14 protein-coding genes and 5 tRNA genes are annotated in these 16,391 nt (G+C 39.6%); 10 read left to right on the forward strand and 9 right to left on the reverse strand.

Annotated elements, in window-relative coordinates; genetic code table 11:
• The first annotated feature begins 1 nt into the window (after nucleotide 1).
• Nucleotides 2-1,090, forward strand: a complete 1,089-nt coding sequence (gene cysA, locus AACU98_RS08290; RefSeq protein ID WP_049197546.1) for a sulfate/thiosulfate ABC transporter ATP-binding protein CysA — start codon at nucleotides 2-4, stop codon at nucleotides 1,088-1,090.
• Between the two features lie 205 nt (nucleotides 1,091-1,295).
• Nucleotides 1,296-2,177, forward strand: coding sequence for a cysteine synthase CysM (cysM, locus tag AACU98_RS08295; RefSeq protein WP_004243801.1), 882 nt, complete (start codon nucleotides 1,296-1,298; stop codon nucleotides 2,175-2,177).
• A 90-nt stretch (nucleotides 2,178-2,267) separates the two neighbouring features.
• Here the strand turns inward: cysM and crr are convergent, their stop codons facing one another.
• From crr to cysZ, 5 genes are all read right to left on the reverse strand, one after another.
• On the reverse strand, nucleotides 2,268-2,777 hold the full coding sequence (crr, locus tag AACU98_RS08300) for a PTS glucose transporter subunit IIA (protein WP_004243800.1): 510 nt from the start codon (nucleotides 2,775-2,777) through the stop codon (nucleotides 2,268-2,270).
• A gap of 49 nt (nucleotides 2,778-2,826) precedes the next feature.
• Nucleotides 2,827-4,554 carry a phosphoenolpyruvate-protein phosphotransferase PtsI gene (gene ptsI, locus AACU98_RS08305; protein ID WP_004243799.1) on the reverse strand — a complete coding sequence of 576 codons (1,728 nt, stop codon included), beginning with the start codon at nucleotides 4,552-4,554 and terminating at the stop codon, nucleotides 2,827-2,829.
• 143 nt (nucleotides 4,555-4,697) lie between these two features.
• On the reverse strand, nucleotides 4,698-4,955 hold the full coding sequence (gene ptsH / locus AACU98_RS08310; protein WP_004243798.1) for a phosphocarrier protein Hpr: 258 nt from the start codon (nucleotides 4,953-4,955) through the stop codon (nucleotides 4,698-4,700).
• 330 nt (nucleotides 4,956-5,285) lie between these two features.
• On the reverse strand, nucleotides 5,286-6,239 hold the full coding sequence (gene cysK, locus AACU98_RS08315; protein ID WP_004248422.1) for a cysteine synthase A: 954 nt from the start codon (nucleotides 6,237-6,239) through the stop codon (nucleotides 5,286-5,288).
• A 148-nt stretch (nucleotides 6,240-6,387) separates the two neighbouring features.
• The gene (cysZ, locus tag AACU98_RS08320; protein ID WP_004248421.1) at nucleotides 6,388-7,158 is read right to left on the reverse strand and encodes a sulfate transporter CysZ; all 771 of its coding nucleotides are present in this window, start codon (nucleotides 7,156-7,158) and stop codon (nucleotides 6,388-6,390) included.
• 222 nt (nucleotides 7,159-7,380) lie between these two features.
• Here cysZ and zipA point away from each other — a divergent pair, with 222 nt between their 5' ends.
• From zipA to AACU98_RS08340, 4 genes are all read left to right on the forward strand, one after another.
• A complete protein-coding gene (gene zipA / locus AACU98_RS08325) occupies nucleotides 7,381-8,436 on the forward strand; it encodes a cell division protein ZipA (RefSeq protein WP_041701191.1) in 1,056 nt (351 codons plus the stop codon).
• 174 nt (nucleotides 8,437-8,610) lie between these two features.
• A complete protein-coding gene (gene ligA / locus AACU98_RS08330; protein WP_046334448.1) occupies nucleotides 8,611-10,638 on the forward strand; it encodes an NAD-dependent DNA ligase LigA in 2,028 nt (675 codons plus the stop codon).
• Nucleotides 10,639-10,866: 228 nt separating this feature from the next.
• Nucleotides 10,867-12,051 carry a NupC/NupG family nucleoside CNT transporter gene (locus AACU98_RS08335; protein WP_004250649.1) on the forward strand — a complete coding sequence of 395 codons (1,185 nt, stop codon included), beginning with the start codon at nucleotides 10,867-10,869 and terminating at the stop codon, nucleotides 12,049-12,051.
• A 163-nt stretch (nucleotides 12,052-12,214) separates the two neighbouring features.
• Nucleotides 12,215-12,436 (forward strand): DUF3820 family protein, encoded by a 222-nt coding sequence (locus AACU98_RS08340; RefSeq protein ID WP_161735813.1) that lies wholly within the window; start codon nucleotides 12,215-12,217, stop codon nucleotides 12,434-12,436.
• Here AACU98_RS08340 and AACU98_RS08345 read toward each other — a convergent pair.
• The gene (locus tag AACU98_RS08345; protein WP_004248417.1) at nucleotides 12,433-12,873 is read right to left on the reverse strand and encodes a MarR family winged helix-turn-helix transcriptional regulator; all 441 of its coding nucleotides are present in this window, start codon (nucleotides 12,871-12,873) and stop codon (nucleotides 12,433-12,435) included. The genes AACU98_RS08340 and AACU98_RS08345 overlap by 4 nt on opposite strands.
• Nucleotides 12,874-13,029: 156 nt before the next feature.
• Between AACU98_RS08345 and AACU98_RS08350 the strand changes: the two genes are divergently transcribed.
• Nucleotides 13,030-13,782: an SDR family NAD(P)-dependent oxidoreductase gene (locus AACU98_RS08350; protein ID WP_161735815.1), complete on the forward strand. Its 753-nt coding sequence runs from the start codon at nucleotides 13,030-13,032 to the stop codon at nucleotides 13,780-13,782.
• A 94-nt stretch (nucleotides 13,783-13,876) separates the two neighbouring features.
• Here AACU98_RS08350 and AACU98_RS08355 read toward each other — a convergent pair.
• The 3 genes from AACU98_RS08355 to gltX form a co-directional block, all read right to left on the reverse strand.
• Nucleotides 13,877-13,952: transfer RNA gene (locus AACU98_RS08355), tRNA-Ala, on the reverse strand.
• A gap of 26 nt (nucleotides 13,953-13,978) precedes the next feature.
• A tRNA-Ala gene (locus AACU98_RS08360) sits at nucleotides 13,979-14,054 on the reverse strand.
• Between the two features lie 158 nt (nucleotides 14,055-14,212).
• Nucleotides 14,213-15,631 carry a glutamate--tRNA ligase gene (gene gltX / locus AACU98_RS08365; RefSeq protein WP_004243784.1) on the reverse strand — a complete coding sequence of 473 codons (1,419 nt, stop codon included), beginning with the start codon at nucleotides 15,629-15,631 and terminating at the stop codon, nucleotides 14,213-14,215.
• Nucleotides 15,632-15,979: 348 nt separating this feature from the next.
• On the opposite strand from gltX, the gene AACU98_RS08370 reads away from it, so the two are divergent.
• The 3 genes from AACU98_RS08370 (at nucleotide 15,980) to AACU98_RS08380 (ending at nucleotide 16,289) form a co-directional block, all read left to right on the forward strand.
• Nucleotides 15,980-16,055: transfer RNA gene (locus AACU98_RS08370), tRNA-Val, on the forward strand.
• 39 nt (nucleotides 16,056-16,094) lie between these two features.
• Nucleotides 16,095-16,170: transfer RNA gene (locus tag AACU98_RS08375), tRNA-Val, on the forward strand.
• Nucleotides 16,171-16,213: 43 nt separating this feature from the next.
• A tRNA-Val gene (locus AACU98_RS08380) sits at nucleotides 16,214-16,289 on the forward strand.
• Nucleotides 16,290-16,391 lie beyond the last annotated feature (102 nt).

Consider the following 16,391-nt stretch of genomic DNA (forward strand, 5'->3'; position numbering starts at 1 on the left):
TATGAGTATTGAAATTAATCATGTCACAAAATATTTTGATCGCACTGAAGTGTTGCATGACGTGAATTTAACGGTCAATTCCGGTGAAATGATGGCGCTATTGGGGCCATCAGGCTCAGGTAAAACTACTCTATTACGTATCATTGCAGGACTTGAGCATCAAACGGAAGGTAAAATCTGTTTTGCAGGGCAAGATGTCAGTCGCTTACATGCCCGCGAGCGCAAAGTTGGGTTTGTTTTCCAACACTATGCGCTGTTTCGCCATATGACGGTATTTGAAAATATTGCCTTTGGCTTAAGCGTATTACCACGTCGCGAACGTCCTAACAAAGCCGTGATTGATAAAAAAGTCACGCAATTATTAGAGATGATCCAACTGCCTCATTTAGCACAGCGTTATCCCGCACAACTTTCAGGAGGGCAAAAACAGCGCGTAGCTTTAGCGAGAGCATTGGCTGTAGAGCCGCAAATTTTATTACTCGATGAGCCTTTCGGTGCGTTAGATGCCAAAGTGAGAACTGAATTACGCAGTTGGTTACGGGAATTACATAGTGAGCTTAAATTTACCAGTGTTTTTGTCACCCATGATCAACAAGAAGCAATGGAAGTCGCTGATCGCATCGTTATTATGGGAAATGGCAAAATCGAACAAGTGGGTACACCGCAACAAGTTTGGCACACGCCTGAAAGTCGCTTTGTTTTAGAATTTCTCGGAGATGTTAATCATCTCCAAGGTGAAATTAATGGTGCGCAATTACAAATTGCTGGCTATCACTTACCTTTATCGGTTACGCCGCTCTATCAAGGCAAAGTTGATGTTTTTTTGCGCCCTTGGGAAATTTCACTTAACCCGCATAGTGATAGCTTATGTAAACTTCCCGTCAAAGTAATAGAAGTGACTCCTAAAGGACACTATTGGCAATTGGTTTTACAGCCTATTGAGTGGGGAAATACGCCAATTAGCGCGGTATGGAATGATATGACATCAATACCCCATAAAGGTGATATTTACTATATGGGCGGTGCAAAAGCACGGTTATATGCACAAGAGCGTCCCTTAACAACAGTTTCACTGGCATACACAGCTTAAAAAATAGCATTATTCTTTTATTACCGTTAATGATTGCCCATGCAGATTTTTTTGCATGGGTATTTTGGCTATTGAGTAAAACTGACTATACAGGCTATAACACGAAAAAGAATAAAATCTATCAAAAAATGTTAATTTTATTGCGTTAATAAGTTAAATATGATTTCTTCATTAATACAAACAAATAAATGATCAGGGATTTATTGTGGCAGGCTTAGAACAATTTATTGGTAATACACCATTGGTCAAATTACAACGACTTTCACAAGGATTAGATGCAGAAATATGGGTTAAGCTTGAAGGCAATAACCCGGCGGGTTCTGTGAAAGATAGAGCCGCGTTATCGATGATTGAGCAAGCTGAATTACGCGGTGAAATTAAACCTGGCGATACATTAATTGAGGCAACCAGTGGTAATACAGGGATTGCTTTAGCGATGATAGCGGCAGTAAAAGGTTATCGACTAAAATTATTAATGCCGGAAAATATGAGTAAAGAGCGTCAAGCATCCATGCAAGCGTATGGCGCCGAGCTTATTTTGGTTAGCCGCGAAATTGGTATGGAAGGGGCGAGAGATTTAGCGCAAGAAATGGAGCGTAAAGGTGAAGGGAAGGTATTAGATCAGTTTAATAACCCCGATAACCCTCGAGCGCATTTTACTTCAACTGGCCCTGAAATTTGGCAACAGACTCAAGGGCGTATTACCCATTTTGTTTCTAGCATGGGGACAACAGGTACGATAACTGGGGTGGGGAGTTACCTAAAAACGCAATCGGACACAGTAAAAATTGTCGGGTTACAACCGGAAGAAAAAAGTCAAATTCCGGGTATTCGTCGTTGGTCTCCAGCCTATTTACCCGGTATTTTTCGAAAAGAGTTGGTTGATAGTGTTATAGATATGTCCCAAACAGAAGCAGAACAAACTATGCGCCTCTTAGCGAGTAAAGAAGGTATATTCTGTGGCGTTAGTTCTGGGGGAGCCGTAGCAGGTGCAATACGCGTTGCTAAAGAGAACCCAGGGGCTGTGATTGTGGCGATTATTTGTGATAGAGGCGATCGCTATTTATCAACTGGGGTGTTTGGTTGAGTTTTCTGCCCTCGTTAAAGCTCATTCGCTTGCATATAAAAACCGCCACAGAGGAAATGTGGCGGTTTAAAAGTGAGAACAGATTAAAAATTATTTTTTGATCTGCATTACAACGGTTTCACCAACAGTTACTGGGCCTGTCATTTTAGTTAAACCTTGGATTTCATCCATATTAGAAATCACAACCGGTGTTAATACCGATTTTGCTTTTTCTTCTAATACCGCTAAATCAAATTCTAAAACAGTATCACCGACTTTAACTTGTTGACCTTCTTCAGCGATACGTTTAAATCCTTCACCTTTTAGTTCAACTGTGTCGATACCGAAGTGGACAAATAATTCGATACCGTTGTCAGACTCAATAGAGAAAGCATGGTTAGTCTCGAAAATTTTACCGATAGTACCATCAACTGGTGCAACAATTTTATGACCAGCAGGTTTGATAGCAATACCGTCACCTACAATTTTTTCAGCGAAAACAACATCAGGAACATCTTCGATATTGACGATTTCACCAGAAAGTGGTGCAACAATATCAATCGTGCCACTGCCTTTCTTTTCCTCTGAAACCAGTGATTTTAATTTATCAAACAGACCCATGAATCTTCTCCTAATTATTTTAGTTGGGACCGGGCTCTGGCTAACGTTATTAGCACAGTGTTTTTTCTTTAGTAAAAGTTTCTACTAAGTCCATTAATTCCTTTGCAGTCGGCTGAGCAAGTGCTTGCTCTGCCAGTGCTTTTGCATCATCAAAATTGGCGTTACGAATAATTTTTTTGATGCGAGGAATTGATATAGCACTCATACTAAACTCATCTAATCCCATGCCCAGAAGCAACATTGTTGCCCGTTCATCCCCGGCAAGCTCACCACACATTCCAGTCCATTTACCTTCAGCGTGTGATGCATCAATCACCTGTTTAATCAGATTAAGTACAGCAGGTGACATTGGATTATATAGATGAGATATCAGCTCATTTCCACGGTCTACAGCCAGAGTATATTGTGTTAGATCGTTAGTCCCAATACTGAAAAAGTCAACTTCTTTTGCCATATGGCGAGCCATAACAGCCGCTGCTGGCGTTTCAACCATAACACCAACTTCGATAGATTCATCAAAAGGCTTATTTTCTTCACGAAGCTGGCTTTTCAGTATTTCAAGTTCCGCTTTCAATGCTCGGATCTCTTCAACAGAGATAATCATTGGAAACATAATACGTAGTTTACCAAAAGCAGACGCTCTTAAGATAGCACGTAATTGTGGATGAAGGATCTCTTTGCGGTCAAGACAAATACGAATTGCACGCCAACCTAAGAATGGATTCTCTTCTTTTGGTAAATTCATGTAAGGTAAGTCTTTATCGCCACCAATATCCATAGTACGGATAATGACCGCAGGACTGCCTACAGCTTCAGCCACAGCTTTATAAGCTTGGAATTGCTCTTCTTCTGTTGGTAAGGAATCTCTATCCATAAATAGGAATTCAGTACGATAGAGTCCAACACCTTCCGCACCATTACGCTCAGCACCTGCGACATCACGTACAGTACCTATATTAGCGCAAACTTCAACTTGATGCCCATCAAGGGTAATTGCTGGTAAATCTTTTAGTTTTGCCAGCTCTTCTTTTTCATGTAGGTACTCTTCTTTGATAGCCTTTAATGCTTCGAGCTCTTCATCAGAAGGATTAATAATGATTTTATTGTTAATCGCATCAAGAACCAGATAATCTTCTTTTTTAATGGTTTCTGTTGCATTAGATGTACCAACAATCGCTGGGATCTCTAAAGAGCGCGCCATGATAGAGGTGTGTGATGTTCTACCCCCTAAGTCAGTGATAAAGCCTAACACATTGTCTAAGCTAAGCTGCGCTGTTTCTGATGGCGTTAAATCTGTAGCAACTAAAATCACTTTTTCAGAAATAGCACTTAAATCGATAATTGGCATCTCTAAGATATTACGCATTAAGCGCTTACCAATATCACGAACGTCAGCCGCACGCTCTTTTAAGTACTCATCATCTAAGGCTTCTAATGCGGTTGCCTGATCTTCAATAACAGATTGAACCGCTGCTTCTGCGGTTTTCTTGTCACTTTTGATGAGGGATATGATCTCTTGTTCGAGTTCCTCATCTTCTAATAACATAATATGGCCTTCAAAAATCTCAGCTTTATCGGCACCAAGATTTTTTTCAGCACGGGCTTTAATGATTTCTAGTTGTTGCGCTGATTTATTACGACCATCTTTAAAACGTTCGATTTGGGTGTCAACTTCGTCACTTTGGATTTTACGTTGGCTAATAATAATAGGTTCTTCTTTAAGTAGAAGAGCTTGACCAAATGCGATACCCGGTGAAGCTAAAATTCCTGAAATCATAATTTATCCTACGACTTGCTGGTGATAATTTTAAAAAAATAGGATCAAGAGACACTGCTGTTTTAAAATCATCGAGTTATAAATTCCCCTGAGCGATTTTCAGGGGAAAATAGGACGTTAATGAATAGCGAAAGGTAACTGGATTACTCTAACTCAGCCATTAACTTAACTAAATGTTCTACTGCTTGTTTTTCATCTTCGCCTTCAGCAGAAATAGTGACTACAGTACCTTGGGTTAATCCTAAAGTTTGTAATTTGAATAAGCTCTTCGCGCTGGCTGATTTACCACCAGAAATAAGGCTAATATCAGAAGAGAAAGTTTTAGCCTCTTTTACTAACTGTGCTGCAGGACGAGTATGTAAGCCGTTTGGTGCTGTAATAGTAACTTCTTGCTGGTACATAGGATTTTTTCCTTTTATAACTCAATTATTCACATTAAGTCAGGACTTAGTAAGTGTAGATGAAATTGTCCTGCTTTGCGTAGCAATATCAGATAATATAAGCCATGTTACGTTATCCGATAAAAATAGTCCCCAGAAATTGAAAGCAGTGCTGTTTTTATCACTTGCCTATTTTCTGATTAATTTCGACCTTCGAAATAATTACTTGATTAAATACTAAACTCGACAGAATAAATCACCTATCTGGATAACAAAGTTTGATCTCTACCACAAAAAAAGCACCCTCAAGGTGCTTTTTTAATAAATATTTTACATTTTAGGTGACGCGATTTAGCTGTCAGAGATATCAGCAAAAAGTGGGGTGCTGAGATAACGTTCACCTGAAGAAGGTAAAATCACTACGATTTCTTTATTAGCAAATTCTGGCTCTTTAGCTAATTTCACAGCAGCAGCAATTGCCGCACCGGATGAAATACCCGCTAAAATACCTTCTTTGGTCATAACGTCACGAGCTGTTTCAAATGCTTCTTCGTTAGTAATTTGGATCACGCGATCTAATAGTGATAACTCTAAGTTTTCAGGGATAAAACCTGCACCAATACCTTGGATTTTATGTGGACCAGGCTTAATTTCTTCACCTGCTAATGCTTGGCTAATAACAGGAGAATCTTTAGGTTCTACCGCAACCATAGTGACAGCTTTACCTTGGGTATTTTTCAAATAGCGACCAATACCCGTGATAGTACCACCCGTTCCGACACCTGCGATAACTACATCAACTTTGCCATCAGTGTCATTCCAAATTTCAGGGCCTGTGGTTTTCTCATGAATTTCTGGGTTTGCTGGATTACTAAATTGTTGTAGTAGAAGGTAACGGCTAGGATCGCTATCACGAATTTCGTTCGCTTTATCAATCGCTCCTTTCATACCTTTAGCGCCTTCAGTTAACACAAGGTTAGCGCCTAATGCTTTTAATAATTTACGGCGCTCAATACTCATGGTATCAGGCATAGTCAGTGTCAGTTTGTAGCCACGTGCGGCAGCTACATAAGCCAAAGCAATCCCAGTATTACCACTGGTTGGCTCAACTAGCTCTACGCCGGGTTTCAGGATACCTTTTTTTTCTGCATCCCAAATCATATTTGCACCGATACGGCATTTTACACTAAAGCTTGGATTACGAGATTCTACTTTAGCTAAGATATTGCCATTACCGAAATGTTTTAAACGAACTAGGGGGGTATGGCCAATAGTTTGCGAGTTATCTTCGAAAATTTTGCTCATTTTTATCCTCGGTACATGATTTTTTATAAGGTCAGATGAAATTACCATACGCCATCAAGCAAAAGATGGAAATAAGCTTTATGAATATCCTTATAACTTTTTTTACTTTTTATTCCAAAAGATTCTAATCACAATGAAACCAGTGGTATTACCACTGGCCTGCTTGTACATGTTGATGACGATATCGATCACACCACATGGCAGTGGCACCACAAATTGCAACCGGCATAATGACTAGGTTTAAGATTGGGATCATAGTGAAGATATTAATTACCATACCAAATTGTAAATTGTTCCATTTGTCTTTTTTCAGCGTTGATTTCATATTGGCGAAAGAGACTTTATGGTTATCGAATGGAAAATCGTTATATTGGATTGCCATCATCCAAGCGCCAAATATAAACCAAAGAATTGGGGCGACAGTTTGTCCAACAACGGGAACAAAATAGAGCAATAACAATACAATGGCTCTTGGCAAATAATAAACGACCTTGATGATTTCTCGTTTTAAAATACGTGGAATATCTTTTGTAATACCTAATAAACCGGTATCCGGAGGATTAATACCCGTTATTTGGCCTTCTAATTTTTCCGCTAATAATCCATTAAAAGGCGAAGCGATAATATTAGCTATGGTGCTAAAGAAATAGGTAAAGACCAGCAAAATAAAAATAACTGACAGTGGCCAGATAACATAGCTTAACCACTGTAGCCAATCAGGGACTTTTTCCATCATCCAATTGACCATTTCACCAATCTGGCCATATAACCACCAAAAGGCACTACCGAGAATAATAATATTGGCAAGTAAGGGTAAAATAACAAAACGTTTTAGACCTGGGCGAGTAATTAATCGCCACCCAAGTGCAAAATAGTGAAATCCATTTAAATTTTTGGTCGATTCTGTCAAATTTGTCATACTTCCTATTCTCTCCTATAAGGGCAAGCTAGTATCATATAGAGAGATAATCAGCCTTACTAGTGATAAATTGTCTAAAAAATGCGCATAAGGTATTGAAGAGTGTATCTTTGTGACAAGAAAATTAAGTATTGGCTTGCACTTATAAGCATTGGCAAATACTCTTAGTAAAAGTAATATTCGCCATTGTGGCTATTAAACCTCAAGACAACAGAGATAGAAATGATGCAGCAAAATTTGCGTCTGATATTAATCGTTGTTGGTGCGATTTTAATCATAGCTTTGTTATTACACGGCTTATGGATTGGTCGAAAAGAGCGTTCTAAGCTTTTCCGTAATCGCCCAGTAAAACGTCAGAAACAGAATTATCAGTCAGATGAGAACGATGATGAACCCCAGTATACTGAGGCAAATCATCAGATGTCGTCTTTAACTTCAACGCAGGAGGCTCAAAGTGTGCCACCGGTTAAATCGGAGCCAACACTTGCGCCACAATCCTCAGTTGCAGATAAAGATCCACTTATGTCTGGAACACCAGCACAGGGACATTCTAACGATACTTCATTACAACGAGAGCCTAGTCTTGGTGTTTTTGATGTTATTGAACAAAATAATGACTCTGCGCCTCAGCAAAAGCAACCGATACCCGAGGTAGAGGTAAACCATGCTGATGTAAAAGAAGGTGATATTAGTGAGACAAAACTTGCCGATGTAGAGCCAGTGCCAGTATCGTCGAACTCTGTTGCTAGTGATGAAATACATACCACTGATACAGATAGGCCATTGGATGCTGAAACCTCATCTGATGTGAAACAAGCTGAGCAAGCTTTATCTGGATCAGAAGAGCCAAAAGCAGAGGAAGAGCTGGTATTAGTATTAAATGTCAGTGCTCATCATGGTCAAATGCTTGACGGTGAGGTGTTAATGCAGAGCATTATTCAAGCGGGTTTCCAGTTTGGTGCGATGAATATTTTCCATCGACATCTTAACCCGACGGGTAATGGCCCTGTATTGTTTAGTCTTGCCAATATGGTAAAACCGGGTACTTTCAATATTGATACGATGGCTGAATTAACCACGCCTGGCGTATCCATGTTTATGATGGTGCCATCTTATGGTGATGCTAATCAAAACTTTAAATTGATGTTGCAAGCAGCTCAGCGTATTGCCTCTGATGTGGGCGGTGTTGTGCTTGATGAAGAGCGCAAACTGTTAACACCACAAAAAATTGAACTTTATAAATCTAGAATTCGTAGAACACTAGATTTACATCAATAGTCTTTTTATCAAAAGCTCGCTTGCGGTGCTAGGTTGGATAGATTTAAAGAAATCAGGAAAATTAATGACTTGATTTTCGGCTGATAATACAAAGTGGGGAAATTTGGTTTTTCTCACATTGCCAACAACCTCAGCCCCCGCTTGCGGGGGCTTTTCTTTCTTTGGTGATACCTCATGAATCAAAATATTCAACAACAAATTGATGAACTTCGCGTTACACTACGTCACCATGAATATCTCTATCATGTCATGGACGCACCTGAAATTCCTGATGCTGAATACGATCGCTTAATGAATAAGCTAAAAGCATTAGAAGCCGAACATCCTGAACTCATTACCCCAGATTCTCCTACTCAACGGGTAGGGGCATTACCTTTAACGGCTTTTGAGCAAGTTAGGCATGAAATTCCAATGCTCTCTTTAGATAATGCTTTTGATGAAACAACCTATTTAGCATTTGATAAACGTTTACGTGACCGTCTGAAAAATAATGAAGAGATCACTTTTTGTTGTGAATTAAAATTAGATGGACTTGCGGTAAGTCTACTATATGAAAATGGTCGCTTAGTACAAGCTGCAACCCGTGGTGATGGTACCACTGGAGAAAATATTACTGAGAATGTCAGAACCATTAAAGCCATTCCTTTGCGTTTATATGGCGATAATATCCCCGCACGAATTGAAATTCGTGGAGAAGTCTTTATGACTGAAAAAGGGTTTGAGCATTTAAATGAAGAAGCTCGACGCACGGGAGGAAAAGTATTTGCTAATCCTCGTAATGCAGCAGCGGGTTCATTACGTCAGTTAGATCCTCGTATTACAGCCAAGCGCCCTTTGACTTTCTTCTGTTATGGTGTTGGCGTGCTTGAAGGCGGTGAATTACCGACAAGCCATTATGCACGTTTACAGCAATTTAAAAAATGGGGATTACCTGTTAGTGATGCTATTAAATTATGTACAGGAACTAAAGCTGTACTTGATTTTTACCATCATGTAGCAGAAATTCGCCCTAATCTAGGCTTTGATATTGATGGTGTGGTTATCAAAGTAGATGATATAGCTCTACAAGAAGAGTTGGGATTTGTGTCTCGTGCTCCCCGTTGGGCGATTGCTTACAAATTCCAAGCCCAAGAGCAGATGACGGTGATTAAAGATGTTGAATTTCAAGTGGGGCGTACAGGGGCGATTACACCTGTCGCTCGTTTAGATCCCGTACAAGTGGCAGGGGTAATAGTCAGTAATGCCACACTTCATAATGCTGATGAAATTGAACGTTTAGGATTACGTATTGGTGATACGGTGGTTATTCGCCGTGCAGGCGATGTTATTCCTCAGGTTGTGAGTGTGATTGAAGAAAAACGCCCTGAGAATGCACAAGAAATTGTTTTTCCAACCCAATGCCCTATTTGTCAATCTGATATTGAGCGTATAGAAGGTGAGGCTGTTGCCCGCTGCACGGGGGGATTAATTTGTGCAGCGCAACGTAAAGAGGCGCTTAAACATTTCGTTTCTCGTCGTGCGATGGATGTTGACGGCATGGGAGATAAAATTATCGACCAATTGGTTGAAAAAGAGTATGTCAAAACACCGGCTGATTTATTCCGTTTAGATGAAAAGATCTTATCTGGTTTAGAACGTATGGGGGAGAAATCAGCCAAAAAACTGCTTAATGCATTAGAAAAAGCAAAATCAACCACTTTTGCCCGTTTTATCTATGCCCTTGGTATTCGTGAAGTAGGAGAAGCAACGGCCAATGGATTAACCGCTCATTTTGTTTCATTAGAGGCATTACGTGAAGCAAATATTGAAGCCTTAAAGGCAGTTCCTGATGTGGGTGATATTGTTGCAAAGCATGTGGTTAATTTTTTCCAAGAAGAACATAATAAAAATGTGATTGATCAACTTGTTAATGACATTGGCATTACTTGGCCGGCACCGGTTGTGGCTACTCATGAAGCAGGTGATAATCCTTTTGCTGGTAAAACAGTCGTGCTGACAGGCTCTCTTTCTCAATTAACGCGAGATGAAGCAAAAGATAGATTAGTTGCACTTGGTGCAAAAGTGAGTGGTAGCGTTTCGAAAAAGACAGATATGGTCATTGCTGGTGAAGCGGCGGGTTCTAAATTAGCCAAAGCAAATGAATTAGGTATTACTGTTATTGATGAAGACGAAATGATCCGCTTGCTTGATCAATCTAAATAATCGTTTACAATAATCTTAGATGCTATTGAGAGCAGTTCTCAGTAGCATCTTTAACTTAAGCTAAATTCACATTTCGTGTTACTTAAGTTACTCCTAAAGTGTGATCAACCTATCTTATTTAATAAATAGTGTGTATATGGTTTCACTGTATTGTGACAATAATCACATCGTAATGTTACGCGTTACATAAAATGCTCTCCAAGATTTATTTTTATTTTTGGAGCATGCATGTCTTCTATCATTCACTTTGTTTTGGCTCTCGCAGTTATTGGTGCATTAGCATTTATTGCAAGTAATAACCGCAAAGGGATCCGTCTGCGTTATATTGTGCAGTTATTAATTATTGAAATCGCATTGGCATGGTTCTTCCTCAATTCTGATATTGGTGAAGGTTTTGTCCGTGGTTTCGCTGGGCTATTTGATCACTTATTAGGTTATGCCGCACAAGGTACTGAGTTTGTCTTCGGTGGTATGATGAAAGGTGGTCTAGCATTCTTCTTCTTGAATGTATTATGTCCTATCATCTTTATTTCTGCATTAATTGGTATTTTGCAACATATCAAAGTATTGCCTTTCGTGATCCGCATTATCGGTACAGTGCTGTCCAAAGTGAACGGTATGGGGAAACTAGAATCGTTTAATGCGGTTAGCTCCTTAGTACTTGGCCAATCTGAGAACTTTATCGCTTATAAAGATGTATTGGGCAAAATGTCTCAGCGCCGTATGTACACTATGGCGGCGACAGCGATGTCTACGGTATCAATGTCAATTGTTGGTGCTTATATGACTATGCTTGATCCTAAATACGTTGTTGCTGCACTGGTTCTGAATATGTTCAGTACTTTCGTTATTTTATCAGTGATTAACCCATATTCTGTTGAAAATGAAGAAGATATCCAGATGGGGAATCTGCATGAAGGTCAAAGCTTCTTCGAAATGTTAGGTGAATATATCTTAGCTGGTTTCAAAGTTGCTTTAATCGTTGCGGCAATGTTGATTGGTTTTATCGCATTAATTGCTGCGGTAAACGCTATCTTTAGTATGATTTTCGGTATTAGTTTCCAAGATTGCTTAGGTTATGTGTTCTATCCATTAGCATGGGTGATTGGTGTGCCTGAGCAAGATGCATTACGTGTAGGTAGTGTGATGGCAACTAAATTAGTCTCTAATGAATTCGTCGCGATGGGAAGCTTGCAAGATCTGGCTGCTGAATTAACACCACGCTCTGTTGGGATCTTATCTGTCTTCTTAGTCTCATTTGCTAACTTCTCTTCTATCGGTATTGTTGCAGGGGCTATTAAAGGTCTGAACGAAATGCAAGGTAATGTGGTTTCTCGTTTTGGTCTTAAATTACTATTTGGTTCTACGCTAGTTAGCTTCTTATCTGCTGCTATCACAGGCCTGTTTGTTTAATCATTGAGATAAGACAGATAGCATGTGAAATAAATAACAATGTAAGATGGATAACTTAGTTATCATGTAACATAAATCAAGCAGTACCCGTCGGTACTGCTTTTTTTATCGTTAAATTACCTTATAATCCTTATCATTCCTTCTCGATAAAGCGATAGAGATCATGCTAGAAAAACAGCATCTTATTGATATAGCCAACACACAAATGCCATTTGGTAAATATAAAGGGCGAATGCTGGTGGATTTACCTGAAGAGTATTTATTGTGGTTTGCCAAGAAAGGCACCTTCCCTGAAGGAAAGCTAGGGCAACTAATGGAAATGACCCTAGCAATTAAAATTGATGGCTTAGAAGGGGTACTAAAACCATTAAAGCAGTCGCGTTAATCAGGCTCTGTAGGTAACTTATCCGCTATTAGTGCGTTAATAACTTTATGACTCAATTCAATAAACATAGCTTGTTCTGCAGGTGTTAATTGCGCTTGTAGCTTCTGTGCGTTCTGTTTTCGGCCTAAAGCGGCTCTTGCTAAAAAAGCTTTACCTTCATCTGTTAAATGCGTAATTAATTCACGTTTATCTTTCTTAGAACGATCCTGAGCAATAAAACCTAATGATTTTAATCCTCGCATAAACTTAGATAAATTTTGGCGTGAGATAGCTAAAATTTCACAAAGTTGAGATGGCGTTAAATCACCGCGTAAACGCAATAATTCTAAAATATCATATTGTCCCCAAGTTACTTGCTCTGGTGTATAACGGGTGCGTTGTGCAACCAGAGTACACTGTAAAAGCGATAGGGCGTTTTCTAGCTCAAGTTGCTCCATTAGTACCTACATTTTTCTATCAAATTAATTGAAGTTAATAATAACAGCTCATTTTAGCTGAAGAAAATCTATATTGATTAACTTTAGTTAATCAAATATCCTATTTAACATGATTAACTAAAGTTAATTACTTAAACTAAGTGAACTGAGGTGAATATGAGCTATTTTGAAGGCAAAACGGTGTTAGTGACTGGGGCTGCAACAGGAGTAGGGGAAGGCGTTGCCCAACGATTATATCAAGCGGGTGCAACAGTCTTTATAAGTGGACGACAATTAGAACAGGTTAAAAAAACCGCTTACACAATCGATCCTACAGGTGAAAAAGTCATAGCATTACAAGCAGATATGACATTACCTGAGCAAGTTAAAAGCATGTTTGAAACAATATTAGCACAAACAGGCGCATTACATGGATTAGTGAATAATGCAGGTATTACAGGTCCGCACAATACATCGATTGTTGATTATAATATTGATGATTGGAAAGCGGTTATGGATACCGATATTAACGGCGTATTTTACGGATTGAAATATGGTATTCCGGCCTTACTAAGAAGTGGTGGAGGGAGTATCGTTAATTTATCTTCGACAAATGGTATTGTCGGTATTGCCGGAATTTCTGCTTATACTGCAGCCAAACATGCTGTGTTAGGGATCACCCGTTCAGCCGCCTTGGAATTTGCACAGCAAGGTATACGTGTGAATGCAATAGGGCCTGGGTATGTAGACACACCGCGAATGCAACAGTTACCGAATGAAGTCCGTCAATGGATGGCATCAACACATCCCATGAAGCGAATGGCAACGCGAAAAGAAGTGGCTAATATGGTGGCCTTTTTACTTTCAGATGAGAGTAGTTTTTCAACAGGCGCTTTTTATGCGGTAGATGGGGGATATACTGCGCAGTAGTTTTATCTTTGCGGGTAGTGTTAATCACTAATTAAGTGAATACATTGGTGAAAATAAAAAATCCTGAAGATTTCTCTTCAGGATCTTAAGATTCTGGTGGAGCTAAGCGGGATCGAACCGCTGACCTCTTGCATGCCATGCAAGCGCTCTCCCAACTGAGCTATAACCCCACATAATGGATTGTTCAAAAGTATATTGGTGGAGCTAAGCGGGATCGAACCGCTGACCTCTTGCATGCCATGCAAGCGCTCTCCCAGCTGAGCTATAGCCCCAACATACTGGAACGGGCTTGATAATAGGCAACAAGCACAATGCTGTCAATCACTTAATCTCACATTATTTATTGATTGATGAAAAAGAATACAAAAAAAGAGTCGCCGCTTAAAAATAAGTGACGACTCTTCGTTGTGAAATAAGATAATCAGCTCAATTAAGCTTGATTTTCTCTGTCAGTAATAAAATCTAATGCTTTATTAATACGAGCGATGCTACGAGCTTTACCAATAGCATGAACAGTAACATCTAGTGCAGGAGATTGGCCCGCACCTGTGACAGCAACACGTAGAGGCATACCGACTTTACCCATACCAACTTCTAATTCTTCAGCGGTTTCTTGGATTGCTTTATGTACATTTTCCGCTGTCCAATCAGTAATTGCTGATAATTTATCACGAACTACTTCTAATGGTTGACGAGCGACAGGACGTAAGTGTTTTTTCGCCGCGGTTTCTTCGAAACTATCAAAGTCAACATAAAAGTAGTGACAACTTTCCGCCATCTCTTTTAATGTTTTGCAACGCTCGCCGAGTAATTTAATCAATTCAACCAGTGATGGGCCATTACTAGTATCAATATTTTGTTGTTTGATATGCCAATCTAGGTGTACGGCTACTTGTTCAGCAGGTAAGGTATTAATATAGTGATGGTTTAACCAAAGTAATTTGTCAGTATTAAACGCACTTGCTGATTTACTAATAGCTTCTAAAGTGAAATCTTTAATCATTTCATCGATGCTAAAGATCTCTTGGTCGCCATGAGACCAACCTAAACGTACTAAGTAGTTTAATAACGCTTCTGGTAAATAACCGTCATCACGATATTGCATTACACTCACTGCGTTATAGCGTTTAGATAATTTTTTACCATCATCGCCTAAGATCATGGATACGTGTGCATATTCAGGTACTGGAGCACCAAGTGCTTTTAATATATTGATCTGACGAGGGGTATTGTTGATATGATCTTCACCACGAATAACGTGTGTAATTTCCATATCCCAGTCATCAATCACCACACAGAAGTTATAGGTAGGTGAACCATCAGTACGGCGGATAATTAAGTCATCAAGCTCTTGGTTACTAAACTCAATCGGGCCACGAATTTTGTCATCAAAAATCACAGATCCTTCTTGAGGATTTAAAAAACGAACTACATGGGGTTCATCTGGGGTATGGTTGTGATCACCGTGACGGCAACAACCATCGTAGCGAGGTTTCTCACCTTTCGCCATTTGATCTTCACGTAGTTTCTCTAAACGTTCTTTAGAACAATAACAACGATAAGCAGTACCAGCTGCTAACATTTGATCGATAACTTGATTATAACGATCAAAGCGTTTGGTTTGATAGTAAGGACCTTCATCCCAGTTTAGATTTAACCAATTCATACCGTCCATAATTGCATCAATGGCAGGTTGAGTTGAACGTTCTAAATCGGTGTCTTCAATACGCAGTACAAACTCACCCTTGTTGTGACGGCTAAATAACCAGGAATACAGTGCAGTACGAGCACCACCAACATGTAGATAGCCTGTAGGACTTGGTGCAAAACGGGTTTTTATTTTACTCATTGAGATTGCCTTAGTACGTTTTACTTATATTCTTTCTTATATAAGGAGCCAAAAATAGAAGATAAGTAACCGTGATTATCAAAAAAACGAAATTGTTGCTTTATTTTATCACTGGATGCTAATTCCTCAATGGCATTAAGCTTTTAACCTGCAGAAAAATTTCAAATAGGTTATTTTTTGTTTGACGAAGTAACAACAACGGATTATTTTGGTTAATTGCTGTGTCAGTTATGGTGCTAAAAAAAGCATCTTGACTAAAAATAAAACGAACGATCATTTTTACGATAAAAAACCGATAAAAATCGTTGACTCATAGCGCAGTATCCCTATAATGCACCCCATCACGACGGGCGGTTAGCTCAGTTGGTAGAGCATCTCCCTTACAAGGAGGAGGTCGTTGGTTCGAGCCCAATACCGCCCACCATTATTATTCGTTGTGATAGTTGTATTATTTAATGTAATTGGGCGGTTAGCTCAGTTGGTAGAGCATCTCCCTTACAAGGAGGAGGTCGTTGGTTCGAGCCCAATACCGCCCACCAATTACATTAAAGCGTGGTAATGAGAATTTAGTCATTATGAAGTGGGCGGTTAGCTCAGTTGGTAGAGCATCTCCCTTACAAGGAGGAGGTCGTTGGTTCGAGCCCAATACCGCCCACCACTTCATCCGGTTATTTTACGCAATATCACACAGTTAGGTATGGGTCGTTAGCTCAGTCGGTAGAGCAGTTGACTTTTAATCAATTGGTCGGGCGTTCGAGTC

The organism is Proteus sp. G4380, from assembly GCF_963885725.1.
Lineage (GTDB): Bacteria > Pseudomonadota > Gammaproteobacteria > Enterobacterales > Enterobacteriaceae > Proteus > Proteus mirabilis.

Excerpts from the sequence above, each read along its gene's own strand:
- cysA (WP_049197546.1), top strand. The coding sequence starts at position 2 with ATGAGTATTGAAATTAATCATGTCACAAAATATTTTGATCGCACTGAA.
- crr (WP_004243800.1), bottom strand. The coding sequence starts at position 2,777 with ATGGGTCTGTTTGATAAATTAAAATCACTGGTTTCAGAGGAAAAGAAA.
- ptsI (WP_004243799.1), bottom strand. The coding sequence starts at position 4,554 with ATGATTTCAGGAATTTTAGCTTCACCGGGTATCGCATTTGGTCAAGCT.
- ptsH (WP_004243798.1), bottom strand. The coding sequence starts at position 4,955 with ATGTACCAGCAAGAAGTTACTATTACAGCACCAAACGGCTTACATACT.
- cysK (WP_004248422.1), bottom strand. The coding sequence starts at position 6,239 with ATGAGCAAAATTTTCGAAGATAACTCGCAAACTATTGGCCATACCCCC.
- cysZ (WP_004248421.1), bottom strand. The coding sequence starts at position 7,158 with ATGACAAATTTGACAGAATCGACCAAAAATTTAAATGGATTTCACTAT.
- zipA (WP_041701191.1), top strand. The coding sequence starts at position 7,381 with ATGATGCAGCAAAATTTGCGTCTGATATTAATCGTTGTTGGTGCGATT.
- ligA (WP_046334448.1), top strand. The coding sequence starts at position 8,611 with ATGAATCAAAATATTCAACAACAAATTGATGAACTTCGCGTTACACTA.
- AACU98_RS08335 (WP_004250649.1), top strand. The coding sequence starts at position 10,867 with ATGTCTTCTATCATTCACTTTGTTTTGGCTCTCGCAGTTATTGGTGCA.
- AACU98_RS08340 (WP_161735813.1), top strand. The coding sequence starts at position 12,215 with ATGCTAGAAAAACAGCATCTTATTGATATAGCCAACACACAAATGCCA.
- AACU98_RS08345 (WP_004248417.1), bottom strand. The coding sequence starts at position 12,873 with ATGGAGCAACTTGAGCTAGAAAACGCCCTATCGCTTTTACAGTGTACT.
- AACU98_RS08350 (WP_161735815.1), top strand. The coding sequence starts at position 13,030 with ATGAGCTATTTTGAAGGCAAAACGGTGTTAGTGACTGGGGCTGCAACA.
- gltX (WP_004243784.1), bottom strand. The coding sequence starts at position 15,631 with ATGAGTAAAATAAAAACCCGTTTTGCACCAAGTCCTACAGGCTATCTA.